The sequence below is a fragment of the Streptomyces natalensis ATCC 27448 genome (assembly GCF_000935125.1).
GTDB classification, from domain to species: domain Bacteria; phylum Actinomycetota; class Actinomycetes; order Streptomycetales; family Streptomycetaceae; genus Streptomyces; species Streptomyces natalensis.
Window position 1 is genome coordinate 39,208 of record NZ_JRKI01000009.1, and the last position, 26,452, is coordinate 65,659.

Sequence of the window (26,452 nt, forward strand, 5' to 3'; positions counted from 1 at the left end):
TACGTCCCCGATCGTGCCACGCCCCACTGACAACGCCCGCGGACCGCCCCCGGCCTGCCCTTCCGCACCATGCGGCGGTGCCGCCGACCGGGCCCGAGCTCCGGTCGGCGGCACCGCGTTCACCGCGTCCGACCCGGTGTCAGGCCAGCAGCTCCGCGGCCAGCGTGATGTTCTTGACCCCCGCCAGCGCCTGGCTCACCGGGCAGTTGGCCTTGGCGTCCTCGGCGGCCGCCTGGAAGTCGGCCTCGGACAGGCCGGGAACCCTGGCCTTGACGGACAGGGCGATGCCGGTGATGCCCTCACCGGGCTGGAAGGTCACATCGGCCCGGGTGTCCAGCGTCTCGACGGTGTACCCCTTGCCCGCCAGCCCGTGCGAGAACGCCATCGAGTAGCAGGAGGAGTGGGCCGCCGCGATCAGCTCCTCGGGGCTGGTGACGCCGTTGGGCTGCTCCGCGCGGGCGGGCCAGTTCACGTCGTACGTGCCGACGTTGGAGGACGAGAGGGCTACCTGGCCCTTGCCCTCCAGGAGGTTGCCTTCCCAGTGGGTGTTGGCGGTGCGTGTGGTTGCCATGGTGGATAACTCCCGGTTGTGGGCGATAAGCCTGTGCCGGTCAGCTTAGTGATCCCCGGCCCCCGCGCCCGGCCGATCGCGCCCCCGTACCCGGCCGACCGCGGCCCCGGCGCCCGGCCGGCCGCGGCCCCCGCACCCGGGCGACAGTGCCGCGGCCCGGTAGCATCCGAGGCCGTGCGCACCGTGCGTACGGCGTGTGCGCAGGGCGCATGCGGCGCGACCCCTAAGGAGCCCACCGGTGGCGGGAGATCCGCAGGCCGACTGCCTGTTCTGCAAAATCGTGGCGGGGGAGGTGCCGGCCACCATCGTCCGCGAGACGGAGACCACCGTCGCCTTCCGCGACATCAACCCGCAGGCCCCCACGCACGTCCTGGTGATCCCCCGGGTGCACTACCCGGACGCCGCATCCCTGTCCGCCGCCGAACCGCAGGTGGTCGCCGACATACTGCGCGAGTCCCGTGAGGTCGCCGCCGGGGACAACATCGAGGACACCGGCTACCGGGTCGTCTTCAACACCGGTGCCGGCGCGGGCCAGACCGTCTTCCACGCCCATCTGCACGTGCTCGGCGGCCGCGGCCTCCAGTGGCCCCCCGGATAAGCGGCCGTGTCCGTACGCGAACTGGTCGTCCTCGGCACCGCCAGCCAGGTGCCCACCCGGCACCGCAACCACAACGGCTATCTGCTGCGGTGGGACGGCCAGGGGCTGCTCTTCGACCCCGGTGAGGGCACGCAGCGCCAGATGCTGCGCGCCGGGGTCGCCGCGCACGACCTCAACCGGATCTGTGTCACGCACTTCCACGGCGACCATTCACTGGGCCTCGCCGGGGTGATCCAGCGGATCAACCTGGACCAGGTGCCGCACCCCATCACGGCCCACTACCCGGCCTCCGGGGAGCGCTTCTTCGACCGGCTGCGGTACGCCACCGCCTACCGGGAGACGGTCCGCCTCAAGCAGCGCCCGGTGGCCGAGGACGGCGAACTGGACCGCTCGAAGTCGTACGCCCTGGAGGCGCGCAAGCTCTCCCACCCGGTGGAGTCCTACGGCTACCGCCTGGTGGAGCCGGACACCCGGCGGATGCTGCCCGAGAAGCTGGCCGCACACGGCATCACCGGCCCCGACATCGGCCGCCTCCAGCGCACCGGCGAGCTGGACGGCGTCCGCCTGGAGGAGGTCAGCGAGCTGCGGCGCGGGCAGAAGTTCGCCTTTGTGATGGACACCCGGCTGTGCGAGGGGGCATACGCCCTGGCGGACGGCGCCGACATGCTCGTCATCGAGTCGACCTTCCTGGACGAGGACATCCAACTGGCCGTCGACCACGGCCACCTGACCGCCGGACAGGCCGCCTCCGTGGCCCGGGACGCGGGCGTGCGCCACCTGGTCCTGACCCACTTCTCACAGCGCTACGCCGACCCGGACGAGTTCGAGCGGCAGGCACGCGCCGCAGGATTCACCGGCGAACTCTCCATCGCCCAGGACCTGATGCGCGTGCCCCTCCCCAAGCGGCACTGACCCCCTCCGGGGCGCCTACGGCAGGTAGTACATCGGGTTCGGCAGCTTGAAGGTGCGGTCGCTCGCGCCGCCCTCCAGGTCGCTGTACTGGTCGCCGAAGTTGGCGACGATGTGGTAGCCGAGCGACTCGATGTGCTTGCGGGTGCCCGACTTGTACTCCACGACCGAGCAGTTCGCCCCGCAGGGGAGGTACGGCGGCGGGTGCTCCTTGTCCTTGAGGAAGACATGGCCGTGGTCCAGCGGCACGCCGTAGCCGACGTTCTTCAGGTTGCGCACGCTCCACTCGCGCTGCGCCTCCTTGCGGCCGGTGACGAAGAAGACCTCGGCCCCCTTGGCGTGTGCCCAGTTGACCAGCTTGCCCATGCCGAAGACCGGGTCCATGTCGGTGCCGGCCAGGTAGGCGTCCTGGCTCTCCGGGGTGAAGTGGAAGCCCACCTGGAGCTCGTAGTTGTAGGTGAGCAGGGTGGTGTCGTCCATGTCCAGGACGATGGCCGGCTTGGCGGCCTTGGCGTGGCTGCCGGACCCGGTGCCGGGCCGGGCGAGCGCCTTGGCCAGATAGCCGCGGGCCCGGGCCTCGATGCCGCGGACCTGATGGGCGTAGTTGCTCTTCGGGGAGGCGTAGTGCTGGCCGTCGGGCGTCACGGTGTCGCCGTAGTACGCCTTGATCTTGTCCTGCACCAGGGTGAGGTTGGGAATCTCCTTGTCGGTGCGGGGGACCGCGTGCTCCGCGGACGCCTGGCCGATGCCGAAGAGGGCGGTGCCGGTGACGAGGGCGGCGACCGTCGCGGCGCCGAGACGCGCACGACGGGAGAGGCGGCGAAGGGGGGTGGGACGGGCCATGCGCGGCTCCTTCGGAGGTGGGGGTGTCAGGCCGGGTCCGGGTCGGGTGCCATGACGTCGGATGACATGAACAGGGCCATACGGGCCTCAAGTAGATCTAACAGAGCGCCCTCTGCGTATCTACGCGCGAAGATTCAACGGTTGGTAAAGCCTTACGGGGGTGGGGTGTTGACGGCTGTCGTGCACACTGCCGCACGTTCGGCGTCGGCCTGGCCATGCACTCCAACACCCACCTGGGCATCAGCCTTGACGCCATGACCCACGTCGCCGCCACCGTCCCCCACCTCGATCACGCCTGCGACACCCACTACCCCTGGCAGACCGAGGACGTTCTGACCGAACGCCTCGCCTTCCGTGACGGCCACCTGGGCGTCGGCGACGCCCCGGGCCTGGGCGTCGACCTCGACCGGGACCGGCTCGCCGCGCTGCACCGCCGCTGGCGGGAGGGCGACGGCACCTACCGCTCCCGCGACGACGCCGCGGCGATGCGGGTGGCGGAGCCGGGGTGGGTCACCCCGGCGGTGCCCCGCTGGTGACACCGGCCGCCGTGCGCCGGCCACCCGCGTGCGCTATGGCCCTGCCCGCCGACGGTGCGTCACAGTGGTCCCCTAGGTGATCTTTGGAAGGGGCTGCCATGGCACAGGAAGTGCGCGGCGTCATTGCGCCGGGGAAGAACGAACCGGTCCGGCTGGAGACGATCCTGGTGCCGGACCCCGGCCCCGGCGAAGCCGTCGTGAGGATCCAGGCGTGCGGGGTGTGTCATACCGATCTGCACTACAAGCAGGGCGGTATCAACGACGACTTCCCGTTCCTCCTCGGGCACGAGGCGGCCGGCGTGGTGGAGTCCGTCGGGGCGGGAGTGACGGACGTGGCGCCGGGCGACTTCGTCGTCCTCAACTGGCGGGCGGTGTGCGGGGCGTGCCGGGCGTGTCTGCGCGGGCGTCCCCAGTACTGCTTCGACACCCACAACGCGCGGCAGAAGATGACCCTGAAGGACGGCACCGAGCTGAGCCCGGCGCTGGGCATCGGGGCGTTCGCCGACAAGACGCTGGTCGCCGCCGGACAGTGCACCAAGGTCGACCCCGCGGTCTCCCCGGCCGTCGCCGGGCTGCTGGGCTGCGGGGTGATGGCGGGCATCGGCGCCGCACTCAACACCGGCCAGGTGGGACGCGGCGACGCGGTGGCGGTCATCGGCTGCGGCGGGGTGGGCGATGCCGCCGTCGTGGGCGCGCGGCTGGCCGGAGCGGCCAAGATCATCGCGGTGGACATCGACGACCGCAAGCTGACGACCGCCCTCTCCATGGGCGCCACCCACACCGTCAACTCCCGCACCGCGGACCCCGTCGAGGCCATCCGCGACCTGACCGGCGGCTTCGGCGCGGACGTGGTCATCGAGGCGGTGGGCCGCCCCGAGACCTACAAGCAGGCGTTCTACGCCCGGGACCTGGCCGGCACCGTCGTCCTGGTGGGCGTCCCCACCCCGGAGATGACCCTCGAACTCCCCCTCCTGGACGTCTTCGGGCGCGGCGGCGCCCTCAAGTCCTCCTGGTACGGCGACTGCCTGCCCTCCCGGGACTTCCCGATGCTCATCGACCTCCACCTCCAGGGCCGGATCGACCTCGCCGCCTTCGTCACCGAGACCATCGGCATCGAGGACATCGAGAGCGCCTTCGCGCGGATGCACGCGGGCGACGTCCTGCGCTCGGTGGTGACGCTCTGATGACGGCCCGCATCGAGCATCTGGTCACCTCCGGAACGTTCTCGCTCGACGGCGGCACCTGGGACGTCGACAACAACGTCTGGATCGTCGGCGACGACGAGGACGCCGTCGTCATCGACGCCGCCCATGATGCCGACGCCATCCTGGCGGCCCTCGGCGGCCGCCGGCTGCGCGCCATCCTGTGCACCCACGCCCACAACGACCACATCGGCGCTGCCCCCACGCTGGCCTCCCGTACCGGCGCGCGGATCCTGCTGCACGCCGACGACCTGCCGCTGTGGAAGCAGACCCACCCCGACTCGGCCCCCGACGCCCCGCTGGCCGACGGGCAGGTCCTGACCATCGCCGGTACGGACCTGACCGTGCTGCACACCCCGGGGCATGCGCCGGGCGCGGTCTGCCTGTACGCCCCCGACCTGGGCACCGTCTTCACCGGCGACACCCTCTTCAGGGGCGGACCGGGCGCCACCGGGCGATCGTTCTCCCACTTCCCGACGATCATCGACTCGATCCGCGACCGCCTGCTGACGCTGCCCCCGGCCACCCGCGTACGCACCGGACACGGCGAGTCCACGACCATCGGGGAGGAGGCCCCGCACCTGGAGGAGTGGATCACGCGGGGCCACTGACGGACGCCCCCCGAAGGCGGGCCCCGGGACCCGCCCGTCCCTCACCCCTCCCCGGCCGCCCGCTCCAGGATGCGGGCGGCCACCGCGGCGGAGTCCACCAGTGGATGCAGGGCCAGCGCCCGCAGGGCCGCGGCGCGGTCCTTGAACACCGCGGCCCGGACCGTTGCCCGCTCCACCGCCTTGACCTGGAGCATCAGCCCCAACTGGTCCTCGCGCAGCGGTGCACAGGGCAGCGGGCGGGGCCCCTTCGACGTCACCTCGCACACGGTCTCCACGATCGCGTCCGGCGCCAGCTGCGGCACCGTCGACCCATTGCGGACATTGAGGATCAGCCGGGCCCCGCGGTCGCCCGCGATGGCGTACATCACCGCCAGCGCCACCCGGTCGTAGCCGCCGCCCTCCAGGTCATGACTGTCGCGCTGCCAGCCGCCGGTCGCCTCCCGGCTCTCCGCCATATACGTCTCCTCGCGCTCCAGCCGGGTGCGCTCCCACAGCGCGTGCACCGCCTCCGGGCCGGCCGCCGCCGCGGCCCGCTCGAAGAAGCCGCCCTGCTGGTGGTCGAGGAACTCGCCCCTGGTCCTGCCCGCGGCCCGTACCGAGTCGAGGGTTTCGCGGCGGAAGTAGTAGTAGTGCAGATACTCGTTGGGCAGCGCGCCCAGCGCCCGCAGCCAGTCCGCGCCGAACAGGCGGCCCTCCTCGAAGGACGCCAGCGCGTCGGCATCGGCCAGCAGACCGGGCAGCAGCTCGGCGCCGTCCCGCGTCAACGACCGCAGCCAGCCGAGGTGGTTGAGGCCGATGTAGTCGTACGCCACCTCGCCGGGGTCCGCGCCGACCGCCCGGCAGGCCCGCCGCACCAGCCCCACCGGCGAATCGCAGATCCCGATGACCCGCTCGCCCAGCACCTGCGCCATCGCCTCGGTGACCATGCCCGCCGGGTTGGTGAAGTTGATGACCCAGGCGTGCGGCGCGAGCGCGGCGATCCGCTCGGCCAGATGCAGCGCCACCGGGATCGTCCGCAGCCCGTACAGGACACCGCCCGCCCCCACCGTCTCCTGGCCCAGCACCCCCTCGGCCAGCGGGATGCGCTCATCGCGCACCCGGCCCGCCGTACCGCCCACCCGTATCGCGGAGAAGATGAAGTCGGCGCCGGTCAGGGCCTTGTCGAGGTCGCCGACCACGCGTACGGTCACCGGATCGGGATGGCCCTGCGCCAGGTGTGTCAACACCTCGGCGATCACCGTCACCCGGCGCACGTCGGTGTCGTACAGGGTCACCTCCGAGACGCAGCGTCCCGGGTCCGCCAGCAGCGCGCGGTAGACCAGCGGCACCCGGAAACCGCCACCGCCGAGAATCGTGAGCCTCATGAGGCGGAACGTACCGCAGCATCGGGCACACTGGCGGCACGTGCCAAGAGGAAGGGGCGAGCGCGGTGAGCACAGGCCGACGCGATGTCCAGCCCACGGGCCCGGCCGGGGTGCCGACGGCCCTCGACCCGCTGGCCGAGGTGCGGCGGGCCGGCGATCCGCCCACCGACGTCTACCTCACCGGCACCGTCTTCCTGGACATCATCTTCACCGGCCTGGACTCCGCACCGGTCCGCGGCACCGAGTCCTGGGCCCGCGGCATGGGCTCCAGCCCCGGCGGCGTCGCCAACATGGCCACCGCCCTGGCCCGGTTCGGCCTGCGCACCTCCCTGGCCGCCGCCTTCGGTGACGACATGTACGGCGAGTACTGCTGGGAGGCGCTCTCCGTCGGCGAGGGCATCGACCTGTCGATGTCACGTACGGTCCCCGGCTGGCACTCTCCGGTGACGGTCTCGATGGCCTATGAGGGCGAACGGACCATGGTCTCGCACGGTCACGAGGCACCCGCGCCCGAATCCGCCTTCGACGGCGGCCACGCACCGGGCTGCCCGCCGCCCTCCCGCGCCTGCGTCGCCTCGCTGGTGCCCGGCCGGCGGGAGGGCTGGCTGGGCTGCGCCGCCGGCCGCGGCAGCCGGATCTTCGCGGACGTCGGCTGGGACGACACCGGCCGCTGGGACCCGGCCGACCTCGCCGACCTCGAACACTGCGAGGCGTTCCTGCCCAACGCCGAGGAGGCGATGCGCTACACCCGCACCGACTGCCCGCGCACCGCCGCCCGCAAGCTCGCCGATCGCGTCCCGCTCGCCGTGGTCACCATGGGCGCGGAGGGCGCGTGCGCCGCGGACGGCCGCACCGGCGAGACCGCCGAGGTGCCCGCCATCGCCGTCGAGGCCCTCGACCCCACCGGCGCCGGGGACGTCTTCGTCGCCGGATTCGTCACCGGCACCCTCGCCGCCTGGCCGCTGGCCGACCGCCTGGCCTTCGCGGGCCTGAGCGCCGCCCTGTCGGTGCAGGAATTCGGCGGCTCCCTCTCCGCACCCGGCTGGGCCGAGATCGCCGCCTGGTGGCAGGGCGTACGGATGTGTGACGCGGCGGCGCCGACCCCCCTGCGCCGCCAGTACGCGTTCCTGGACGACGTCCTGCCTGCCGCCTACCGGCCCGTCCCGCTGGCCCGCGCCGTCCCCACCATCGGCTTCCGCCGCCCCGCCTGACCGGCGGCACTCCGCCCCGTCCGCCCCCTCCGGACCTCCCGCCCGGAAAAGCCTTCGGGCTTGTCAGTGCCCCGTCGTACTCTTGTATCCCAAGGAGAGTCAGGCCTCAGGCGCCGCGTTCCGAGCAGCGGGCACCTCTGAACGAGCAAAGGATGGGGGTTGAGCAGGCTCCAGAGCCGGCCCATGACGCAGACACCCATGCAACCGCAGGCGAGCGCCCAGTTCACCGTTCCAGCCAAGCACCCGATGGTGACGGTGCTGGGATCCGGCGACTCGCTGCTGCGGGTGATCGAAAAGGCATTCCCGGCGACCGACATCCATGTCCGGGGCAACGAAGTCAGCGCTGTCGGCGATGCCCGCGAAGTCGCCCTCGTCCAGCGCCTGTTCGACGAGATGATGCTGGTGCTCCGCACCGGACAACCGATGACGGAGGACGCAGTGGAACGCTCCATCGCCATGCTGCGCGCGGCGGACAACGGCGAAGGCGCGGTCGGCGAGACCCCCGCCCAGGTCCTCACCCAGAACATCCTCTCCAACCGGGGCCGCACCATCCGCCCCAAGACCCTCAACCAGAAGCGCTACGTCGACGCCATCGACGAGCACACCGTCGTCTTCGGCATCGGCCCCGCCGGCACCGGCAAGACGTACCTGGCCATGGCCAAGGCCGTCCAGGCCCTCCAGGCCAAACAGGTCAACCGCATCATCCTGACCCGCCCCGCAGTCGAGGCCGGCGAACGCCTCGGCTTCCTGCCCGGCACCCTCTACGAGAAGATCGACCCGTATCTGCGCCCGCTCTACGACGCGCTGCACGACATGCTCGACCCGGACTCGATCCCGCGTCTGATGGCGGCGGGGACGATCGAGGTGGCGCCGCTGGCGTATATGAGGGGTCGCACCCTCAATGACGCCTTCATCATTCTCGACGAGGCGCAGAACACCAATCCCGAGCAGATGAAGATGTTCCTCACCCGCCTCGGCTTCGAGTCGAAGATAGTCATCACCGGTGATGTCACGCAGGTCGACCTCCCCGGCGGCACCAAGAGCGGGCTGCGTCAGGTGCGGGAGATCCTGGACGGCGTCGAGGATGTGCATTTCTCCCTGCTCACCAGCAAGGATGTGGTCCGGCACAAGCTGGTCGGCCGTATCGTCGACGCCTACGAGAAGTACGACAGCCGTAACGGCAAGAGCGGCCAGTAGGCCGCCGGGCCGCGGCTCCGAGCACCCAGAAGCGAGACGAAACACCTCCCATGTCGATCGACGTCAACAACGAGTCCGGAACGGACATCGATGAGCAGGCCGTCCTGGACGTTGCCCGCTATGCCATCGCCCGGATGCGCATCCACCCGCTCTCCGAGCTGTCCGTCATCGTCGTGGACGCCGAGGCCATGGAGCAGCTCCACCTCCAGTGGATGGATCTGCCGGGTCCGACCGATGTCATGTCCTTCCCGATGGACGAGCTGCGTCCGCCGGCCAAGGACGACGAGGAGCCCCCGCAGGGGCTCCTCGGTGACATCGTGCTGTGTCCCGAGGTCGCCAAGAAGCAGGGGGAGGAGGCGCCGACCGGGCATTCCATGGATGAGGAGCTCCAGCTGCTGACCGTCCACGGGGTGCTCCACCTCCTGGGGTACGACCACGAGGAGCCCGACGAGAAGGCCGAGATGTTCGGCCTCCAGGCGGCGATCATCGACGGCTGGCGGGCCGAGCGGGGCCTGAGCGGTCCCTCCCCGGCCCCCACCCTCACCTGACGGGGCGCCCGTCATGACCGCCCAGCTGATCGTGGTCGCGGTGCTGCTCGTCGTGGTCGCCTGGCTCGCCGCCTGTGCGGAGGCGGGCCTGGCCCGTACGACGAGCTTCCGCGCCGAGGAGGCCGTCCGCTCCGGGCGCCGCGGCAGCGCCAAGCTCGCCGCGGTCGCCGCGGACCCCACCCGGTATCTGAACGTCGCGCTGCTGGTGCGCGTCGGCTGCGAAATGGCCGCCGGTGTCCTGGTCACCTACGCCTGTCTGCGCTCGTTCGACAAGACCTGGCAGGCGCTGACGGTCGCCATCGCTGTGATGGTGCTGGTGTCGTATGTCGCCGTCGGCGTCTCCCCGCGCACGATCGGCCGGCAGCATCCGCTCAACACCGCCACCGTGGCCGCCTACGTCCTGCTCCCGCTGGCCCGCATCATGGGCCCGATCCCGCAGCTGCTGATCCTCATCGGCAACGCCCTCACCCCGGGCAAGGGTTTCCGCAAGGGCCCGTTCGCCTCCGAGGCCGAGCTGCGCTCCCTGGTGGACCTCGCGGAGAAGGAGTCGCTGATCGAGGACGAGGAGCGCCGGATGGTGCACTCCGTCTTCCAGCTCGGCGACACCCTCGTACGCGAGGTGATGGTGCCGCGCACGGACCTGGTGTCCGTCGAGCGCTTCAAGACCATCCGCCAGGCGCTGACCCTCGCGCTGCGCTCCGGCTTCTCGCGGATCCCGGTGACCGGCGAGAACGAGGACGACGTCGTCGGCGTGGTCTATCTCAAGGACCTCGCCCGCAAGGTGCACATCAGCCGGGACGCGGAGACCGAGCTGGTCTCGTCGGCGATGCGCCCGGCGGTCTTCGTACCGGACACCAAGAACGCGGGCGATCTGCTGCGGGAGATGCAGCAGGACCGCAACCATGTCGCGGTGGTGATCGACGAGTACGGCGGTACGGCCGGCATCGTCACCATCGAGGACATCCTGGAGGAGATCGTCGGTGAGATCACCGACGAGTACGACCGCGAGCTGCCGCCCGTCGAGGACCTCGGCGACGGCCGGTACCGCGTCACCGCCCGCCTGGACATCGGCGCGCTCGGCGAGCTCTACGGCCTGGCGGAGCTGGACGACGAGGACGTCGAGACGGTCGGCGGACTGCTCGCCAAGCTGCTGGGCCGGGTGCCGATCGCGGGTGCCACGGCCGAGGTCGATCTCTCCGACGATGCCACCGACCCGGATCTCAAGGCGCTCCGGCTGACCGCCGAGTCCCCGGCCGGCCGTCGCAACAAGATCATCACGGTGCTGTGCGAACCGGTCGGCCCGGCGGGCGCCGCCGGGGCCGCCGAGCGCGTCGCGAGCTGATCCGGGATTTCGTACGGGCCTTCCGTCCCACTGTTCCCGCGTACTGTTCCCGAGTTCACTGCAAGTTTTCTGCATTCCATGTTTCGGGACGCTGGATTCCCCGCCGATGACCATGGAAAGATCGCTCACGCCGGTTGGCGGAAACATGCCACGTGAGGGTTGTGGTGGCCCGGCCGCCGAACGGGCGCACCCGCGGAATTCGGGAATTCCGCGGTGCCCCGGCCCGATGATTTCGCGGCACCGGCGAATTCCGCAGGAAAAGAAGGGGCGGGGTGCGAAATGCGGATTGACGAAATGCCGATCGCCACGGATTCCGGCAGGGGCGCCGCTTCCTCCCCCGTCATGGACTGCAGCAACGCCGTCTGACGGCCGTTGCCTGCTGAAGAGCGGTTGCCCCGGCGCAGGGGAGCGGGGCAACCGCCGTCTTCAGCCTCATCCGGCCCGGCCGCGCCGCGCCGTCCGGGCCGTCCGCAGCCCCAGGGCGACCAGTGCCGCCACCGCCGCCACCACGGCCGCGTCCACGCCCAGCCCCAGCTTGATCCCGCCCAGCGTGGCGTCCGCGAAGCCGCCGCCGTCCGCACGCAGCGCCGCACTGTGCGCCGCGGCGACCGCGCTCAGCAGCGGAATGCCGACGGTGAGCCCGATCTGCTGCGAGCTGGTGACCAGACCCGTCGCCAGGCCCTGTTCGGCATCCGGCACCCCGGACGTCGCGATCACCCCGTACGCCACGATCGCCCACAGATGGAAGAGGCTGCCGAGCGTCACCGCGCCCAGGGCCAGCCACATCCCGGCACTGCCGGCCGGGCTCAGCCCCAGTAGCGCGGCGGTGAAGGCGGCCTGGAGGGCCAGCCCGGTCACCAGGGTGGTACGGGCGCCGAGCCGGCCGATGACCTTCGGGGCGATCACGCCGGAGGCCGTCGACACGGCGCCCTGGACGCCGAAGATCAGTCCGGTCTGGAAGGCGGACAGCCGCAGCACCTCCTGGAGATACAGCGTCAGCAGGAAGATGACGGTGCTCATCATCGAAAAGGTCGTCAGGCCCGCCAGATTGCCCCAGGCGACGGTGCGCCGGCGCAGCATCGACAGCGAGACCAGCGGCTGGCCGGACCGCGATTCGACGACCACGAACAGGGCCAGCAGCACCAGGCCCACGACGAGTGCGGCCACCACGTCCGGGCGTCCGAAGCCCTGTTCGGCGGCGGTCGACAGGGCGTAGATCACCGACAGCAGACCTCCGGTGACGGTGACCGCCCCGGGGACGTCGATCCGGCGGCGCGAGGGATGCCGCGATTCGGTCAGCAGGAGTGGCGCGACGACCAGGACGGCGCCGCCGGCCACCGCGAGGACGCCCATCGTGGAGCGCCAGCCCAGTACATCGGTCATCACCCCGCCGAGCACCATGCCGATGGTGAAGCCCAACGAGAGCAGGGTGCCGCTGATGCCCAGCGCGCGTTCGCGCTGCGGGCCCTCGGCGAAGGTGGTGGTCAGCAGGGACATCCCGGTGGGGACGATGACCGCCGCCCCCAGACCCTGGAGGGCGCGCCCGGCCAGCAGCGCGGCCGGCTCCCAGGCCAGCGCGGCCAGCACGGAAGCCGCGGTGAACAGCGCGAGCCCGGTCAGGAACAGCCGGCGCCGCCCGAAGAGATCGGCGATCCGGCCGAACAGCAGCAGGAACCCGCCTGACGGCAGGGCGAACGCGGTGACCGCCCACTGGAGATCGGCCTGGCCCATGCCCAGGTCCTTGCCGAGCACGGGCAGCGCCACGTTCAGGATGGAGAAGTCGAGCGCGACGATGAACTGCGCCGCGCACAGCAGCAGAAGGATCAGCTTGGCACGGGTGGTCATCCCGGTGGGAGCGGGAGCTGAACCGGGAGCGGTGGTGGCCGCGGGGGCGCCCGGGTCCGTGCGCGCGCCGGTGGAGGCGGGGGTGTCGATAACTGGCATGTCCCGAGCCTGCGGCCGCGGAATACGCCGTGGGGAGCGGCAACTTATGGTGGTGTCCGCACCACCAGCCACGCCGACAGGGGGAGACACGTGGCCATGCCGGAAACCACCGCCGCCCGCGACACCTCGCGCCGCCGCCAGGACCTGCGCGACTTCCTGATGAGCCGCCGGGCCCGGGTCACCCCGGCCGAGGCCGGCCTGCCCGACGGCGGCCGCCGCCGCACCCCCGGCCTGCGCCGCGAGGAGGTCGCCGTCCTCGCCGGTGTCGGCGCCTCCTGGTACCAATGGCTGGAGCAGGGCCGCGACATCACCGTCTCGCCGCAGGTGCTGGACGCGGTCGCCCGGGTGCTGCGGCTCAGCGGCGCCGAGCGGCGGCATCTGTACGTACTGGCCGGGCTGAATCCCCCGCAGCCGCGCTCGGAGTACGACCAGGACCATCTGTGCGACGGCCTCCAGCGGCTGATCGACGCCTGGATGCCGTTCCCGGCGCACATCATGGACCCGTACTGGAACACCATCGCCTACAACGAAGCGTCCCGTCTGGTCATGGGCCACGGTGGTCCCGGCGTCTCCCCCAACTGCCTGATCGCGTTCTTCACCGACCCCGTCTACCGTGCCCGCGCCGCCAGTTGGGAGGCCAACGCCCCGCTCGTCGTCGCACAGTTCCGCGCCGCCTGCTCGGCGCGCCCCGGTGACGAGGGTTTCGAGGCGGTCGTACGGGAGACCGCCGGGCGCAGCGAGGAGTTCGCGGAGCTGTGGGCGCGCGGCGACGTCCTCGACGGCGGCCAGATGCACAAGGAGATGGACCATCCGCTGGTCGGCGCCCTGCTCTTCGAGTCCACGCAGCTCCAGGTCCCGGCGCGGCCGGATCTGACCATCGTGCTGCACAACCCGCGCGCCGGGACGGACACCGCAGCCAGGCTGGAGCGGCTCACCTCGCCGCAGGGCCGTCGCGGCGGCATGTACTCGGTGGCGGGCTGACCCACCGCGCCGCTTATGCTCGCCGGTATGACCGACTCCGCAGCGCTGGACCCCGAAGACCGCAAGATCATCACGCTCGCGCGCTCGGCGCGGGCCCGCAACGGTGTTCCCGAGGGGGCCGCCGTACGGGACGAGACCGGCCGCACCTATGTCGCCGGCACCGTAGCCCTGGAGTCGCTGCGGCTCAGCGCGCTCCAGACGGCGGTCGCGATGGCCGTGGCCAGCGGAGCCACCTCGCTGGAGGCCGCGGCCGTGGTCACCGAGGCCGAGCAGGCCGCCGAGGCGGACCGGGCGGCCGTACGCGATCTCGGCGGCGCCGCGACGCCGGTCCTGGTGGCGGGCCCCGACGGCACCCTGCGCAGCACCGTGGCCGCGGGCGGGCCCGGGGCCTGACTCCCGGCGATGGTCGGCGCGGCCCCGGCGATCAGGGAGAATGGGCGCCATGAGCGTCCGTACAGACTCCTCCGCCTCGCACCGCGCCGGTTTCGCCTGCTTCGTCGGCCGCCCCAACGCGGGCAAGTCCACCCTTACGAACGCTCTGGTCGGCACGAAGGTGGCCATCACCTCCAACCGGCCGCAGACCACCCGCCACACCGTGCGCGGCATTGTGCACCGCCCCGAGGCCCAGCTGGTCCTCGTGGACACCCCCGGTCTGCACAAGCCGCGCACGCTGCTCGGCGAGCGCCTCAACGACGTCGTGCGCACCACCTGGGCGGAGGTGGACGTCATCGGTTTCTGCCTGCCCGCCGACCAGAAGATCGGCCCCGGTGACCGCTATATCGCCACCGAGCTGGCCGGTATCAAGAAGACGCCCAAGGTGGCCATCGTCACCAAGACCGATCTGGTCGACTCCAAGGCGCTGGCCGCCCAGCTGATCGCCATCGACCGGCTCGGCCAGGAACTGGGTATCGAATGGGCCGAGATCATCCCGGTCTCGGCGGTCGGCGACACCCAGGTCTCGCTCCTCGCCGACCTCCTCGTCCCGCTCCTCCCCGAGGGCCCGGCGCTCTACCCGGAGGGCGATCTCACCGACGAGCCCGAGCAGGTCATGGTCGCCGAGCTGATCCGCGAGGCCGCGCTGGAGGGCGTACGCGACGAGCTGCCGCACTCCATCGCCGTCGTGGTCGAGGAGATGCTGCCGCGCGAGGACCGCCCCGCCGACAAGCCGCTGCTCGACATCCACGCCAACCTCTACATCGAGCGCCCCAGCCAGAAGGGCATCATCATCGGCCCCAAGGGCAAGCGCCTGAAGGAGGTCGGCACCAAGTCCCGCAAGCACATCGAGGCGCTGCTGGGCACGCCGGTCTTCCTGGACCTGCACGTCAAGGTGGCCAAGGACTGGCAGCGCGATCCCAAGCAGCTGCGCAAGCTGGGGTTCTAGGGCCCGCCCGGGGCATTCGCCGCCGACCGCGGGGCCGCATCGCGCGCCCCGCCCCTCACGCCACGCCCCGTATCCGCCGCACCAGCAGCGCCCCCACCAGTCCGATTGCCGCGGCCACCGCATACAGCACCCGGTATCCGCCGAGGTGGTTCACGAGCGGTGCCGCGAGGGCCGGGGCGGCGACCTGGGGCAGGGAGTTGGCGATGTTGATCAGGCCGAGGTCCTTGCCGCGGTGGGCGGCGGCCGGCAGGACGTCCGTCATCAGGGCGAAGTCGACGGACGTGAAGACGCCGAAGCCGACGCCGAGCAGTGCGGCGGCGCACAGCGCGCCGGTCCAGGTCTGCCAGGTGCCGAGCAGCAGGGTGGCGGCCGCCATGATCACCCCGGCCCACAGGACGAACGGCTGCCGGCGCCCCGTGCGGTCCGACCAGATACCGCCGACGACCACGGTGGCCAGCAGCGTCGCGCCGTTGACCGCGGTCAGGATCAGCACCCCGCCGTCCGGGTCCGGGCGGTGCAGCGCGTCCCGCAGGTAGTACAGCAGGTAGAGCAGCGCCAGCGCGTTGCCGAGGTTGATCAGGAAGCGGGTCAGCCAGGCCCAGCCGAGGTCCGGGTGGCGGCGCGGGCTGAGCCAGAAGCCGGCGAGGAAGCCGCGCCAGGTCAGCGGCGGACGGGCGGCGCGCGGCAGCACCGGGTCCCGGTGCAGGAGGACGTAGGGGAGCGTGGCCAGCAGGGTGAAGGCGGCGCAGGCCGCATAGCCCGCGGCGACACCGCCCGCCACCGTGGCCAGGCCCGTGCCGACGACGACGCCCAGGATCTGCGCCGCGCCCAGCCATCCGCCGACGGCGCCGCGCTGGAGGTGCGGCACCCGGTCCGGGACGGCCGCGGTGAGCGCCGCGAACGCCGCGTTGAGGGTGAGCTGGACCAGGCACCACCCCACCGCCATCACCGCGACCGTACGCGCCCCCGCCAGCAGTGCCAGCGCCGCCGCCCCGCCCAGCGCCCCGGCCAGGATCCATGGCCTGCGGCGCCCGTGGCGCGAGGTCGTACGGTCCGAGAGGGCGCCGAAGAGGGGATTGGACAGCAGCGAGACGGCGGCGCCCAGGCCGGTGACCCACGCCAGCACCGACTCCTTCGACGCGCCGGGCGGGGCGAGCGCGGCGGCCTGGAGGGCGAGCAGGATCTGGATCGGGCCGTACCAGCCGACCCAGACCGCACCCATCGCCAGCGCCAGGGACACCGTCCATCCCCGGCCGACCCGCGCGGCCGGCTCCGCCAAAGGGGCGGGCGGCCCCGGTGCGCTCACCCCCGCGCCTGGTCCCGCAGCGCCGCCTGGAGCCAGCGGTACGACGCCTTCGGCGTGCGGGCCAGCGTCGCATAGTCGATGTGGACGAGCCCGAAGCGCCGGGCGAACCCCTCCGCCCATTCGAAGTTGTCCATCAGCGACCAGACGAAATAGCCGCGGACATCGGCCCCGGCGGCCATCGCCGCGTGCAGCGCCCGCAGATGGCCGTCCAGGAAGGCGATCCGTTCGGTGTCCTCGATGCCCTCGTAGGCGCAGCCGTTCTCGGTGATCACGACCGGCGGCAGGCTCGCGCCGTAGCGCTCGCGGAAGGAGAGGAGGAGTTCGGTGAGGGCCTCGGGGACCACGGGCCAGCCGAAGTCCGTACGGGGATATCCCTCGATCTCGCGGGGGGCGAAGGGGAGTTCCGGTGGCAGGGCGATCCCGCCGAAGTCGGCGGAGCCGGTGGCGGCCGGGTCCTGGGCGCCCACCAGGGTGGGCTGGTAGTAGTTGATCCCGTACCAGTCCAGCGGCTGGCCGATGATCTTCAGGTCGTCGGCGACCGGCCCCGGGAGCATCGACGCGAGGCCCTCGTCCGGGTAGCGGCCGAGCAGGACCGGGTCCGCGAAGAGGCGGTTGAGGAGCAGATCGTAGAAGTCGGCGGCCTCGGTGTCGGCCGTGGAGGGGGACGCCGCCCAGGTGGGGCCGTGGGAGTTGGCGATGCCGATGCTGGTGGCGCCGCGGGCGCGCAGCGCCTGGACGGCGAGGCCGTGGCCGAGCAGCTGGTGGTGGGCGGCGGGCAGCGCATCGAAGAGCAGCCGGCGGCCCGGGGCGTGCTGTCCGAGCCCGTAGCCCAGCAGGGTCAGCTCGGCCGGTTCATTGAGGGTGATCCAGTGCTCCACCCGGTCCCCGAGCCGCGCCGCCACCGCGTCCGCATACGCCGCGAAACGCTCGGCGGTCTCCCGCAGGAGCCAGCCGCCGCCTGCGGCGGAGCCGCCGATGTCACCGGCCTCCAGGGCCTGCGGGGTGTCCCAGTGGAACAGCGTCGGTACGGGCCGGACCCCGGCCGCCAGCAGCGCGTCGACCAGCCGGTCGTAGAAGTCCAGCCCGGCGGCGTTGATCCGCCGGCCGCCGTCCGGCACCACCCGCGGCCAGGCCACCGAGAAGCGGTAGGCGCCGACGCCGAGGTCCTCCAGCAGCGCGACGTCCTCGCGGTAGCGGTGGTAGTGGTCGGTGGTGACCCGGGCGTCGGACCCGTCCTTGATCCGTCCGGCCTGCGCCGCGAACGCGTCCCAGGCGGAGCGGCCGCGCCCGCCCTCGTCGACCGCGCCCTCGATCTGGGCGGCGGAGGTCGACACGCCCCACAGGAAGTCGCGGGGGAAGCGGGGCAGGGGGGAGGCGGGCCGGGACGAAGGCGAGGGAGAGGGTCGGGACGACGGGGAGGACGCCGGCGCGGTGGTCATGCGCCGGATCCTCGTTTACCGCCGGTAACAGCGTCAAGAGGCGTGCCGGGCCGGGCAGTTGGGAGACCGGCCGGGCGGCCGCGGAGGCGTTACGCCCCCTCCTTCATCACCCATGTGATCAGCTTCCGCTGCTCGTCCGTCAGCCGCGGATCGGCGCAGTACACCGTCCGCCCGTCGACGGTGAGCTGATAGCTGTAACCGTCCGGTACCCCGACGGGCGGTGTCTCATGGGCGTCGGCGAGGGACTGTTCGGCCAGGGCATGCCACTCATCGGCATCGGGCCGCACCGCGGTGTCGACCGCGGCGCGGCGCTCGATGCCGGCGAAGCCACCCGTGCGTCGGATCTCAATACGCATGGGGAGCTCCTACCCCGTAGGGCGGCCGGGAAGAGCCCCCGCGGGCTACTTGACGGTCACCCCGACCTCGGTCCACGCCTTGACCGCGGCGCCGTGCTCCGCGCCGGCGCCGTAGCGGGCCTGAGCCGCCTGCACCGTGAGCTTGGCGAAGTCGGCGAACTGGGCGTCCTTGGCGAGCTCGCCGCCGGTCAGCACGTCGTACCAGACCTGTCCGGCCTTCTCCCAGGCGTTGCCGCCCAGCCCGGTGGCGTAGAGGTAGAAGGCGTGGTTGGGGATGCCGGAGTTGAGGTGCACCCCGCCGTTGTCCTTGGAGGTCTTGACGTAGTCCTTCATCTTCGCGGGCTGCGGGTCCTTGCCCAGCACATCGTCGTCGTACGCGGTCCCCGGCGCCTTCATCGAGCGCAGCGCCTTGCCGGTGACGTTCGGGCCCAGCAGCCCGGACCCGATCAGCCAGTCGGCCTCCTCGGTGCTCTGCCCCAGTGCGTACTGCTTGATCAGCGAGCCGAACACATCCGAGATCGATTCGTTGAGCGCGCCGGACTGGCCCTGGTAGTCGAGGTTGGCGCTGTACTGGGTGACGCCGTGGGTCAGCTCGTGGCCGATGACGTCGACCGGGATGGTGAAGTCCAGGAACAGGTCGTTGTCCCCGTCGCCGAAGACCATCCGCTCGCCGTCCCAGAAGGCGTTGTCGTACTTCTGGCCGTAGTGGACGGTGGCGTCCAGCGGCAGCCCGGCGCCGTCGATGGACTTGCGGCCGTAGACCTTCAGATAGAGCTCGAAGGTGGCCCCCAGACCGGCGTGCGCGCGGTTGACGGAGACGTCCTGCGAGGGCCCGTCGGGCTCCGCGTGCACCTTGGTGCCGGGCACGGTCTCCTGGTGGCCGGCGTCGTAGATGGTGCGGTGCGGCTTGTCGGCGTCGGTGCCGGGCTCGCCGGGGGTCAGCCCGCGGCTGACGATGTCGAGGCGGTGGGCGCGGTGGTTCTCGTCGTGCTCCAGGGTGCGGCGCACATGCTCGTGCCGTTCGGCCAGATTGCTGAGGATGTGCGGCGGGACGACGGTGCAGAAGACCCGGTTTCCGGCCCCGGGGCAGCCCGTGAGGTCGTGGTCCAGGTGATCGCGGTCCATGTGAGTGAAGTCCATGAACAAAAAGGTGGCACCCTGTAACGCGGTTGTCACCGCTCGCGGCCGAGATTCCCGAAAACGTGTGGTTCGTCGCAGTTAGGGCGTTACGTCGATCCGGTCCCGCATACTGATACGCATCGACCGGTCACCGCGATCCTCGGATACGCTGCCGCACATCATGCGTTTCGGGCTGCTTCTCCTTAGCTGCCGCGGCGAGGGCCTGTAGTCGAGGCCGACCCCCTCCCCGCGGAGTTCGGTGTTGCGGAAAACCGCCCCGTCGGCCGTGCCCCAATGGACACACGAGGAGCCCCACGCATCATGACGAATCCGTCGAGCCCCGCCGCCCATGCCGTCGGCCGTCGTACCCCCATCACGGCCGCGACCCAGCGGCAGCGCCCCTCCGGGATGCCGATCCACAAGTACGGCCGCTACGAGGCCGTAGACATCCCCGACCGCACCTGGCCCGACAACCGCATCACGGTCGCGCCCCGCTGGCTGTCCACCGACCTGCGCGACGGCAACCAGGCGCTGATCGACCCGATGTCGCCGGCCCGTAAGCGGGAGATGTTCGACCTCCTGGTGCGCATGGGCTACAAGGAGATCGAGGTCGGCTTCCCCTCCTCGGGCCAGACGGACTTCGACTTCGTCCGCTCCATCATCGAAGAGGGCGCGATCCCCGAGGACGTGACGATCTCCGTCCTGACCCAGGCCCGCGAAGAGCTGATCGAGCGCACCGTCGAGTCGCTGCGCGGCGCCCACAGCGCCACCGTGCACCTGTACAACGCCACCGCGCCGGTCTTCCGCCGGGTCGTCTTCCGCGGCTCGAAGGAGCAGGTCAAGCAGATCGCCGTGGACGGCACCCGGCTGGTGATGGAGTACGCCGACAAGCTGCTGGGCGACGAGACCGCCTTCGGCTACCAGTACAGCCCGGAGATCTTCACCGACACCGAGCTGGACTTCGCGCTGGAGGTCTGCGAGGGCGTGATGGACGTCTGGCAGCCCGAGGAGGGCCGCGAGATCATCCTGAACCTGCCCGCCACCGTCGAGCGCTCCACCCCCTCCACCCACGCCGACCGCTTCGAGTGGATGTCGCGCAACCTGTCGCGCCGCGAGCACGTCTGCCTGTCGGTCCACCCGCACAACGACCGCGGTACGGCCGTGGCGGCGGCCGAGCTGGCGATCATGGCGGGCGCGGACCGGATCGAGGGCTGCCTGTTCGGCCAGGGCGAGCGCACCGGCAACGTCGACCTGGTCACGCTGGGCATGAATCTCTTCTCCCAGGGCGTCGACCCGCAGATCGACTTCTCCCAGATCGACGAGATCCGGCGCACCTCCGAGTACTGCAACCAGATGGAGATCCACCCGCGCCACCCCTACGCGGGCGATCTGGTCTACACCGCCTTCTCCGGCTCCCACCAGGACGCCATCAAGAAGGGCTTCGACGCGATGGAGGCCCAGGCGGCGTCCGTCGGCAAGACCGTCGACGAGATCGAGTGGGCCGTGCCGTACCTGCCCATCGACCCCAAGGACGTCGGCCGCTCCTACGAGGCCGTCATCCGCGTCAACTCGCAGTCGGGCAAGGGCGGTATCGCCTATGTCCTGAAGAACGACCACAAGCTGGACCTGCCGCGCCGGATGCAGATCGAGTTCTCCCGGATCATCCAGGAGAAGACCGACTCCGAGGGCGGCGAGGTCACCCCGGCCGACATCTGGGACGTCTTCCAGGACGAGTACCTGCCGACCCCGGACAACCCCTGGGGCCGCATCTCCCTGCGCTCCGCCCAGAATTCGACGACCAGCGACGGCACCGACGCGCTCACCGTCGAGGCCGTGGTCGACGGCGCCGACACCGTCCTGACCGGCTCCGGCAACGGCCCGCTGGCCGCGTTCTTCGATGCGCTGCACGCCGTCGACGTGGACGTACGCCTGCTGGACTATGTCGAGCACACCATGAGCGAGGGCGCCGGCGCCCAGGCCGCCGCGTACATCGAGTGCGCGATCGGCGACAAGGTGCTGTGGGGCGTCGGCATCGACGCCAACATCGTGCGCGCCTCCATCAAGGCGGTCGTCTCGGCGGTCAACCGCTCGGCACGCTGACGCGGACGGGTTTGCACAGCGCGCGCCCCTGTTGCCCGGCCGGGTGGCAGGGGCGCCGTGCGTGGTCCGCCCGCCGGGTTCCGGGACCCACCCGAGGGGCCGACAGGGGGCCCGACCCCCTTCGTTCCGGCCAAGACCGCGGTCCGCGTCCGAACGGCTTTGCCGCCGGTGACCGGGCGAACACCGGTAAACGGACCCTCGCCATCCGGCCAGTTGTCCGGTACGGGGTGCTGACGGCGCATCAACGATGTGGCTAACATCACGTCCCAAACGGGCGACGGAGCCGCGGTTACGGAGGTCTGACGTATGCACAAGATGTGTGTGATGGGCGTGCGCACGTCCTGGCGTACCGTCGCCGACGGCGAGTTCTTCTGTCCCGACTGCGGCGGGGACCGCAACTACCTCCGCCGCGCCGGCCGCCGCCGGCTCACCGTCCTCGGCATCCCCCTCCTCTCGCGCGGCCCTGCGGGCCCGGTCCTGGAGTGCTCCGCCTGCCACGGCCGCTTCGGCCTGGACGCCCTGGACCACCCCACCACCGTCCGGCTCTCCGCGATGCTCCGGGACGCCGTCCACACCATGACCCTCGCCCTCCTCGCCGCCGGCGGCACCGCCTCCCGTGCCGTCCGCGACACCGCCGTCACCACCGTCCGCGCCTCCGGCTTCGCCGACTGCTCCGAAGACCAGCTGCTCACCCTCCTCGCCGCGCTCGCCGCCGACACCGGGGGACTGACCGGCACCTACGACACGGTGACCGGCGGCGACTGCGGCCACCACGGCCTCGACCCGTGCGGCACCGCGCTGGCCATAGAGCTCCATGAGTCCCTGGAGCCACTGGCGCCCCATCTCGCCCCGGTGGGCCGCGAATCCCTCCTGCTCCAGGGCGCGCGGATCGCCCTCGCGGACGGCTCCTACACCCCCGCCGAACGCGAGGTCCTCGCCACCGTGGGCGCCGCGCTGATGCTGCGCCCGGCGGATGTCAACCGCCTGCTGGCGGCGGCACGTACGCCGTCGTGACGGGCTGAGGCGCGGGCGGCAAGCCCCCACCGCAAGCGGCCGGCCGCTCGATGCAACCGAGCGGCCGGCCGTGGTGTTTCCCCTATGACAAAGGAAAACGCGCCGGGGGGAAGTGAGATGGGGAAATCGTGGTGGGACGAAGAGCGCGGATTCCTGTTCCGGCTCCTACGACCCCTGCTCCGATGCCGGGGTGAGCCTGACCGGCAGGGTGCGGTAGCCGCCGGAGATGAAGCCCTCGATGGGGACCAACTCCTCGGTGGAAACGGCCAGTTCGAGGTCGGGGAAGCGGTCGAAGAGGGCCGGCAGGGCGATCTGGGCCTCCATACGGGCCAGCGGGGCGCCCAGGCAGCGGTGGACTCCGTAGCCGAAGGCGAGGTGCTCCTGGCCGGGGCGCTGGATGTCGAAGTCGGCGGCGGTGGCGCCATACTGCTGGGGGTCGCGTCCGGCGGCCACATACGACGGCATGATCGCGTCGCCCTTACGGATGGTCGGGCCACCCGGGATCTCGATGTCCTCGACGGCGAAGCGCAGCGGGAGATTGGCGATGCTGGGGTCCCAGCGCAGGGTCTCCTCGATGACGTCGTTCCAGGAGGCCTTGCCGTTGCGGACCAGCGCCAGCTGCTCCGGGTGCGTCAGCAGGGCGTGCACCGCATTGCCGATCAGATCGACGGTCGTCTCGTGCCCGGCGACGATGACCAGCAGCAGGGTGTCGACGAGCTCCTGCTCGGTCATCCGCTCGCCGTCGTCGTCCCGCGCGGAGACCAGCAGGCTGGTGAGGTCGTCGTCCGGGGTCTCGCGCTTGATGGCGACGAGCTTGCTGAGCAGCGTATGGATGTCGACTGCCGTCTGACCGGCCTGTTCGGGGGTGAGCGTGGGGTCCATGATCGCATCGGAGAGGCGGGAAAGCTCGCTCCGCATCTCACCGTCCGGCACGCCGAACAGTTCACAGATGACCTGCATGGGGAGGGGGTGGGCGAAGGACCCACGAAGATCGACGACGTCACCGGCCGGGGTGGCGGCGAGCCGGTCCAGCAGCGCGGCGGTGATCCGCTCGACGCGCGGCAGCATCGCATCGGTGCGGCGCGCGGTGAACGCCGGGGCGATCAGCTTGCGCAGCCGGCGGTGATCGGCGCCGTAGGCGGTGAACATATTGGTGACGCCGACCCAGGTCTGGAGCCAGCTGTCGTGGTATTCGCCGCGCTGCCAGGCGGGCCAGTGCTGGCGCGGGTCCTTGGAGACGCGTGGGTCGGTCAGAAGATCCTTGATGAGGGAGTGATGGGTAATGGCCCAGGCATGGACGCCGGCCGGTATTTCTATGAGGACCGCGGGGCCTAGGTCGCGGAGGCGGGTCGCCTCTCCGTGGATATCGGCTCCGGTCGGGTCGATGACGACGGGCTGCTGTCCCATGGGGTAGCTCCTGCCTGATCGGGGGTGATGGGCGTGAAACGGGCCGGAAGAGCTGCGAGTGCTCGCTGGAAGGCGCCGGAGCGCCACTCCAACTGGTCGGGTTCCACCGCGAGTTCGATGTCCGAGAGCCATGCGGTGAGCCGCTCGATCGCGGTCATGGCGATCACCAGTGCAGGGCGCTGGACGGGGCAGGCGTGCGGTCCGGACGCCCAGGCCAGATGGGAGCCGCCGCCGGTACGGGTCTGGTCGAGAGTCGTCTCGCCGAACTGGTTGTTGGCGGCCGCGTAGGACACCAGGACCAGCTGTCCCTGACGCACCCAGGTGCCGTGGAAGAAGACATCACGGCGCGGGTAGTGCGCCGAGTAGTTGGCCATCGGCGGGTCGTTCCACAGCACCTCGTTGATGGCGTCCCGCGCGGTGAGGGCGCCACCGGAGAGGGTGCTGTAGTAACGGTCGTCGGACAGCATCCGCGAGAGCGCGTTGCCGATGAGGTTGGCCAGCGGTTCGTTGCCCGCCGCCATCGTCACCACGATCTGCGGGATCACCTCTTCGTCGGACAGCCCGTTGGGGTGGTCCATGAACCAGGAGGTGAGGTCCGGTCCGCGTTGGGCCTTCTTCGCCGCCATCAGTTCCATGATGTAGCTGGTGAACGCGGCGTCGGCGGCGTTGGCCTCCTCGGGCGAGGCGGCGTCCATCAGTCCGCCGATGGCCGATATCAGCCGCTCGCCGTAGGAGTCCGGCATCCCGAAGAGGTCGTTGAACATCATCAGCGGCAGCAGCTGGGCGTACTCGCCGATGAGGTCGACCTCACCGTTGGCGCCGAACGCCTGGATGAGGGTGTCCGCCGCGTGCTGGACCTTGGTGCGCAGGATGTGCGGTTCGACGAGCTGGAAGCTGTCGGAGATGACCTGCCGGTAGCGCCGGTGCGTTTCGCCGTCGTTGAACAGGGCGTTGGGCCGGTAGCCCAGCATCGGCATGACCTGGGAGTCGGGCGCGATGGTCTTCTGCCACTCGCGGGAGTCCTTCGACCAGGTGGCGGTGTCGTTGAGCAGGTCGAGGGCGGCCCGGTAGTCGGTGACGAGCATGGCCGTCACATCCGGGGCGATCTGGACCGGCGCGAGCGCACCGTACTGGCGCAGGTGGTCGTAGTAGCTGTTCGGATCGGCGGCGAACTCCGGTCCGTACAGCTTGAGGGGAGCGTAGGGGTCGGGCCGGTCGAGCGGGTGCACACGCTGCGACGGGCCGCCGTTGTCGGGCCCGCCGTCGAGGCCACCGTGGGCGTGCGCCGGGCAGCCCGGCGGCGGGGTGGCACCGGAAGGGTGCGGGGTGGTCACGAATTCTCCTGGGACGAGGTGAGAGGAGGACAAGGACGAGGACTAGGACAAGGACGAGGGACGAGTTCGGGGCGAGTTGTCGGGGACGAGGTGGGCGGTGGCGGGTGTCGGGTGCGGGGGCGAGATGGGGCTGGTGGGGCGGGGCCGGGGGGGGAGGGAGGCAGAGAGCGACCGGGACCGGCCGGGCCTGCCCGGGGGCGACCAGGTCGTTGCGGGCCGTGGCGGGTGACGCGGCCGCGCTGCGCCGCCCCCGGTCCCGGCCCCCGTCCCCACCCCCTGTGTGCCTGCGAGCCCATGCGTCCGTACGGGCTTGTGCCCGTACGCGTCCTGCCCTCGATGGGGCCTGTGCGCGTACGAGACCTGCCCCCCGATGGGACCTGTGCCCGTACCAGCACACGCGCACGCACAAGATCTGCGCCGAATTCGAGCCCATGCGTCCGTACGAGCTCGTACGGACACCGGCCCCACGAAGGCCGGCCTCACGAGCACCGGCCCGGCCTCACGAGCACCGGCCCGGCCCCGCGAACCCCGGCCCACGACCCAGGCAGGCCGCGAGCTCCCCCTAAGGCCCCTGCTGCGGCGTATGCGCCAGCACGTGCGAGACCAGGGAGATCAGGGCGTCGACGGACTGGTGGCGGTCGCGGGCGTCGCAGAGGACGAGGGGGGTGTCCGGGTGGAGGTCGAGCGCCTCGCGGAGTTTGTCGGTGTCGTATGTCGGGGCGTCGGGGAAGGCGTTGACCGCCACCGCGTACCGCAGGCCGGCCTCCTCGATGATGTCCATCACCTCGAAGGAGTCCGCCAGGCGGCGGGTGTCGGCGAGGACGAGGGCGCCCAGTGCACCCCGCGCGATGTCCGCCCACAGCGGGCGGAAACGCTTCTGCCCCGGCGTGCCGAAGAGATACAGGACCAGATCGCCCGGCAGCGTCAGCCGCCCGAAGTCGATCGCCACGGTGGTGGTGGTCTTGTCCCGTACTCCGGCGAGGTCGTCGACCACCGCGCCGGTCTGCGTCATGACCTCTTCGGTGTGCAGCGGCGGGGTTTCGGACAGCGTACGGATCAGCGTGGTCTTGCCGACTCCGAACGGCCCCGCGACCAGGAGTTTGACCAGTGTCTGGTCGGCACCGGAGAGGTACATGCCG

General features: G+C 71.3%; 24 protein-coding genes and 1 pseudogene. 14 read left to right on the plus strand and 11 right to left on the minus strand.

Annotation, left to right across the window (positions count from 1 at the left end; genetic code table 11):
* Positions 1-139: 139 nt before the first annotated feature.
* The gene (locus SNA_RS06845) at positions 140-571 is read right to left on the minus strand and encodes an OsmC family protein (RefSeq protein ID WP_030067990.1); all 432 of its coding nucleotides are present in this window, start codon (positions 569-571) and stop codon (positions 140-142) included.
* 238 nt (positions 572-809) lie between these two features.
* Here SNA_RS06845 and SNA_RS06850 point away from each other — a divergent pair, with 238 nt between their 5' ends.
* On the plus strand, positions 810-1,169 hold the full coding sequence (locus tag SNA_RS06850; protein ID WP_030067989.1) for a histidine triad nucleotide-binding protein: 360 nt from the start codon (positions 810-812) through the stop codon (positions 1,167-1,169).
* A gap of 6 nt (positions 1,170-1,175) precedes the next feature.
* On the plus strand, positions 1,176-2,081 hold the full coding sequence (locus tag SNA_RS06855) for a ribonuclease Z (RefSeq protein ID WP_030067988.1): 906 nt from the start codon (positions 1,176-1,178) through the stop codon (positions 2,079-2,081).
* A gap of 15 nt (positions 2,082-2,096) precedes the next feature.
* Here SNA_RS06855 and SNA_RS06860 read toward each other — a convergent pair whose 3' ends face one another.
* Positions 2,097-2,921: an HAD family acid phosphatase gene (locus SNA_RS06860; RefSeq protein WP_030067987.1), complete on the minus strand. Its 825-nt coding sequence runs from the start codon at positions 2,919-2,921 to the stop codon at positions 2,097-2,099.
* Positions 2,922-3,109: 188 nt separating this feature from the next.
* Between SNA_RS06860 and SNA_RS06865 the strand changes: the two are divergent.
* From SNA_RS06865 to SNA_RS06875, 3 genes and pseudogenes are all read left to right on the plus strand, one after another.
* Positions 3,110-3,457 (plus strand): annotated as a pseudogene (locus tag SNA_RS06865) (enolase C-terminal domain-like protein); the annotation flags it as partial.
* A 98-nt stretch (positions 3,458-3,555) separates the two neighbouring features.
* Positions 3,556-4,641 (plus strand): S-(hydroxymethyl)mycothiol dehydrogenase, encoded by a 1,086-nt coding sequence (locus SNA_RS06870; RefSeq protein WP_030067985.1) that lies wholly within the window; start codon positions 3,556-3,558, stop codon positions 4,639-4,641.
* On the plus strand, positions 4,641-5,270 hold the full coding sequence (locus SNA_RS06875) for an MBL fold metallo-hydrolase (protein ID WP_030067984.1): 630 nt from the start codon (positions 4,641-4,643) through the stop codon (positions 5,268-5,270). Before SNA_RS06870 ends, SNA_RS06875 begins: the two co-directional genes overlap by 1 nt.
* Before the next feature lie 41 nt (positions 5,271-5,311).
* Here SNA_RS06875 and SNA_RS06880 read toward each other — a convergent pair whose 3' ends face one another.
* Positions 5,312-6,634, minus strand: a complete 1,323-nt coding sequence (locus tag SNA_RS06880) for a family 4 glycosyl hydrolase (RefSeq protein ID WP_030067983.1) — start codon at positions 6,632-6,634, stop codon at positions 5,312-5,314.
* 65 nt (positions 6,635-6,699) lie between these two features.
* On the opposite strand from SNA_RS06880, the gene SNA_RS06885 reads away from it, so the two are divergent.
* The 4 genes from SNA_RS06885 (at position 6,700) to SNA_RS06900 (ending at position 10,932) form a co-directional block, all read left to right on the plus strand.
* Positions 6,700-7,845 carry a carbohydrate kinase family protein gene (locus SNA_RS06885; protein ID WP_044363830.1) on the plus strand — a complete coding sequence of 382 codons (1,146 nt, stop codon included), beginning with the start codon at positions 6,700-6,702 and terminating at the stop codon, positions 7,843-7,845.
* A gap of 183 nt (positions 7,846-8,028) precedes the next feature.
* Entirely contained in the window at positions 8,029-9,042 is a 1,014-nt protein-coding gene (locus SNA_RS06890; RefSeq protein ID WP_030067980.1) for a PhoH family protein, read from the plus strand.
* A gap of 50 nt (positions 9,043-9,092) precedes the next feature.
* A complete protein-coding gene (ybeY, locus tag SNA_RS06895; RefSeq protein ID WP_030067979.1) occupies positions 9,093-9,590 on the plus strand; it encodes an rRNA maturation RNase YbeY in 498 nt (165 codons plus the stop codon).
* A gap of 13 nt (positions 9,591-9,603) precedes the next feature.
* Entirely contained in the window at positions 9,604-10,932 is a 1,329-nt protein-coding gene (locus SNA_RS06900) for a hemolysin family protein (RefSeq protein ID WP_030067978.1), read from the plus strand.
* Positions 10,933-11,364: 432 nt separating this feature from the next.
* Here the strand turns inward: SNA_RS06900 and SNA_RS06905 are convergent, their stop codons facing one another.
* Positions 11,365-12,777, minus strand: coding sequence for an MFS transporter (locus SNA_RS06905; protein WP_037791554.1), 1,413 nt, complete (start codon positions 12,775-12,777; stop codon positions 11,365-11,367).
* A 195-nt stretch (positions 12,778-12,972) separates the two neighbouring features.
* Between SNA_RS06905 and SNA_RS06910 the strand changes: the two genes are divergently transcribed.
* Genes SNA_RS06910 through era form a run of 3 tightly spaced genes read left to right on the plus strand, consistent with a single transcriptional unit; the run spans position 12,973 to position 15,238 of the window.
* Positions 12,973-13,857 (plus strand): helix-turn-helix transcriptional regulator, encoded by an 885-nt coding sequence (locus SNA_RS06910; RefSeq protein ID WP_030067976.1) that lies wholly within the window; start codon positions 12,973-12,975, stop codon positions 13,855-13,857.
* Positions 13,858-13,884: 27 nt separating this feature from the next.
* Positions 13,885-14,250: a cytidine deaminase gene (locus SNA_RS06915; protein WP_030067975.1), complete on the plus strand. Its 366-nt coding sequence runs from the start codon at positions 13,885-13,887 to the stop codon at positions 14,248-14,250.
* 49 nt (positions 14,251-14,299) lie between these two features.
* Entirely contained in the window at positions 14,300-15,238 is a 939-nt protein-coding gene (gene era, locus SNA_RS06920; RefSeq protein ID WP_030067974.1) for a GTPase Era, read from the plus strand.
* A gap of 55 nt (positions 15,239-15,293) precedes the next feature.
* Here the strand turns inward: era and SNA_RS06925 are convergent, their stop codons facing one another.
* The 4 genes from SNA_RS06925 to SNA_RS06940 all read right to left on the minus strand — a co-directional run bounded on the left by SNA_RS06925 (position 15,294) and on the right by SNA_RS06940 (position 19,464).
* A complete protein-coding gene (locus tag SNA_RS06925) occupies positions 15,294-16,544 on the minus strand; it encodes an MFS transporter (RefSeq protein WP_044363835.1) in 1,251 nt (416 codons plus the stop codon).
* Positions 16,541-17,983 carry a GH1 family beta-glucosidase gene (locus SNA_RS06930; RefSeq protein WP_044363837.1) on the minus strand — a complete coding sequence of 481 codons (1,443 nt, stop codon included), beginning with the start codon at positions 17,981-17,983 and terminating at the stop codon, positions 16,541-16,543. Before SNA_RS06930 ends, SNA_RS06925 begins: the two co-directional genes overlap by 4 nt.
* A gap of 89 nt (positions 17,984-18,072) precedes the next feature.
* The gene (locus SNA_RS06935; protein WP_030067970.1) at positions 18,073-18,339 is read right to left on the minus strand and encodes a protealysin inhibitor emfourin; all 267 of its coding nucleotides are present in this window, start codon (positions 18,337-18,339) and stop codon (positions 18,073-18,075) included.
* A gap of 45 nt (positions 18,340-18,384) precedes the next feature.
* Entirely contained in the window at positions 18,385-19,464 is a 1,080-nt protein-coding gene (locus tag SNA_RS06940; protein ID WP_030067969.1) for a M4 family metallopeptidase, read from the minus strand.
* A 315-nt stretch (positions 19,465-19,779) separates the two neighbouring features.
* On the opposite strand from SNA_RS06940, the gene leuA reads away from it, so the two are divergent.
* Together leuA and SNA_RS06950 are read left to right on the plus strand one after the other, a co-directional pair.
* Positions 19,780-21,558: a 2-isopropylmalate synthase gene (leuA, locus tag SNA_RS06945; RefSeq protein WP_030067968.1), complete on the plus strand. Its 1,779-nt coding sequence runs from the start codon at positions 19,780-19,782 to the stop codon at positions 21,556-21,558.
* 306 nt (positions 21,559-21,864) lie between these two features.
* Positions 21,865-22,572: a TerB family tellurite resistance protein gene (locus tag SNA_RS06950; protein WP_044363840.1), complete on the plus strand. Its 708-nt coding sequence runs from the start codon at positions 21,865-21,867 to the stop codon at positions 22,570-22,572.
* Positions 22,573-22,737: 165 nt separating this feature from the next.
* On the opposite strand, the gene SNA_RS06955 is transcribed toward SNA_RS06950, so the two are convergent.
* From SNA_RS06955 to SNA_RS06965, 3 genes are all read right to left on the minus strand, one after another.
* Positions 22,738-23,979, minus strand: a complete 1,242-nt coding sequence (locus SNA_RS06955) for a cytochrome P450 family protein (protein WP_044363841.1) — start codon at positions 23,977-23,979, stop codon at positions 22,738-22,740.
* Positions 23,904-25,313: a cytochrome P450 gene (locus tag SNA_RS06960; protein WP_030067964.1), complete on the minus strand. Its 1,410-nt coding sequence runs from the start codon at positions 25,311-25,313 to the stop codon at positions 23,904-23,906. Before SNA_RS06960 ends, SNA_RS06955 begins: the two co-directional genes overlap by 76 nt.
* A 562-nt stretch (positions 25,314-25,875) precedes the next feature.
* Positions 25,876-26,448, minus strand: coding sequence for a GTP-binding protein (locus SNA_RS06965; RefSeq protein ID WP_078969737.1), 573 nt, complete (start codon positions 26,446-26,448; stop codon positions 25,876-25,878).
* Positions 26,449-26,452 lie beyond the last annotated feature (4 nt).

Bases quoted from the DNA above. Each gene is read 5' to 3' on its own strand.
- SNA_RS06845 (WP_030067990.1), bottom strand. From the start codon at position 571: ATGGCAACCACACGCACCGCCAACACCCACTGGGAAGGCAACCTCCTG.
- SNA_RS06860 (WP_030067987.1), bottom strand. From the start codon at position 2,921: ATGGCCCGTCCCACCCCCCTTCGCCGCCTCTCCCGTCGTGCGCGTCTC.
- SNA_RS06870 (WP_030067985.1), top strand. From the start codon at position 3,556: ATGGCACAGGAAGTGCGCGGCGTCATTGCGCCGGGGAAGAACGAACCG.
- SNA_RS06875 (WP_030067984.1), top strand. From the start codon at position 4,641: ATGACGGCCCGCATCGAGCATCTGGTCACCTCCGGAACGTTCTCGCTC.
- SNA_RS06880 (WP_030067983.1), bottom strand. From the start codon at position 6,634: ATGAGGCTCACGATTCTCGGCGGTGGCGGTTTCCGGGTGCCGCTGGTC.
- SNA_RS06890 (WP_030067980.1), top strand. From the start codon at position 8,029: ATGACGCAGACACCCATGCAACCGCAGGCGAGCGCCCAGTTCACCGTT.
- ybeY (WP_030067979.1), top strand. From the start codon at position 9,093: ATGTCGATCGACGTCAACAACGAGTCCGGAACGGACATCGATGAGCAG.
- SNA_RS06900 (WP_030067978.1), top strand. From the start codon at position 9,604: ATGACCGCCCAGCTGATCGTGGTCGCGGTGCTGCTCGTCGTGGTCGCC.
- SNA_RS06905 (WP_037791554.1), bottom strand. From the start codon at position 12,777: ATGACCACCCGTGCCAAGCTGATCCTTCTGCTGCTGTGCGCGGCGCAG.
- SNA_RS06910 (WP_030067976.1), top strand. From the start codon at position 12,973: ATGCCGGAAACCACCGCCGCCCGCGACACCTCGCGCCGCCGCCAGGAC.
- SNA_RS06915 (WP_030067975.1), top strand. From the start codon at position 13,885: ATGACCGACTCCGCAGCGCTGGACCCCGAAGACCGCAAGATCATCACG.
- era (WP_030067974.1), top strand. From the start codon at position 14,300: ATGAGCGTCCGTACAGACTCCTCCGCCTCGCACCGCGCCGGTTTCGCC.
- SNA_RS06930 (WP_044363837.1), bottom strand. From the start codon at position 17,983: ATGACCACCGCGCCGGCGTCCTCCCCGTCGTCCCGACCCTCTCCCTCG.
- SNA_RS06935 (WP_030067970.1), bottom strand. From the start codon at position 18,339: ATGCGTATTGAGATCCGACGCACGGGTGGCTTCGCCGGCATCGAGCGC.
- SNA_RS06940 (WP_030067969.1), bottom strand. From the start codon at position 19,464: ATGGACCGCGATCACCTGGACCACGACCTCACGGGCTGCCCCGGGGCC.
- leuA (WP_030067968.1), top strand. From the start codon at position 19,780: ATGACGAATCCGTCGAGCCCCGCCGCCCATGCCGTCGGCCGTCGTACC.
- SNA_RS06950 (WP_044363840.1), top strand. From the start codon at position 21,865: ATGCACAAGATGTGTGTGATGGGCGTGCGCACGTCCTGGCGTACCGTC.
- SNA_RS06955 (WP_044363841.1), bottom strand. From the start codon at position 23,979: ATGGGACAGCAGCCCGTCGTCATCGACCCGACCGGAGCCGATATCCAC.
- SNA_RS06965 (WP_078969737.1), bottom strand. From the start codon at position 26,448: ATGTACCTCTCCGGTGCCGACCAGACACTGGTCAAACTCCTGGTCGCG.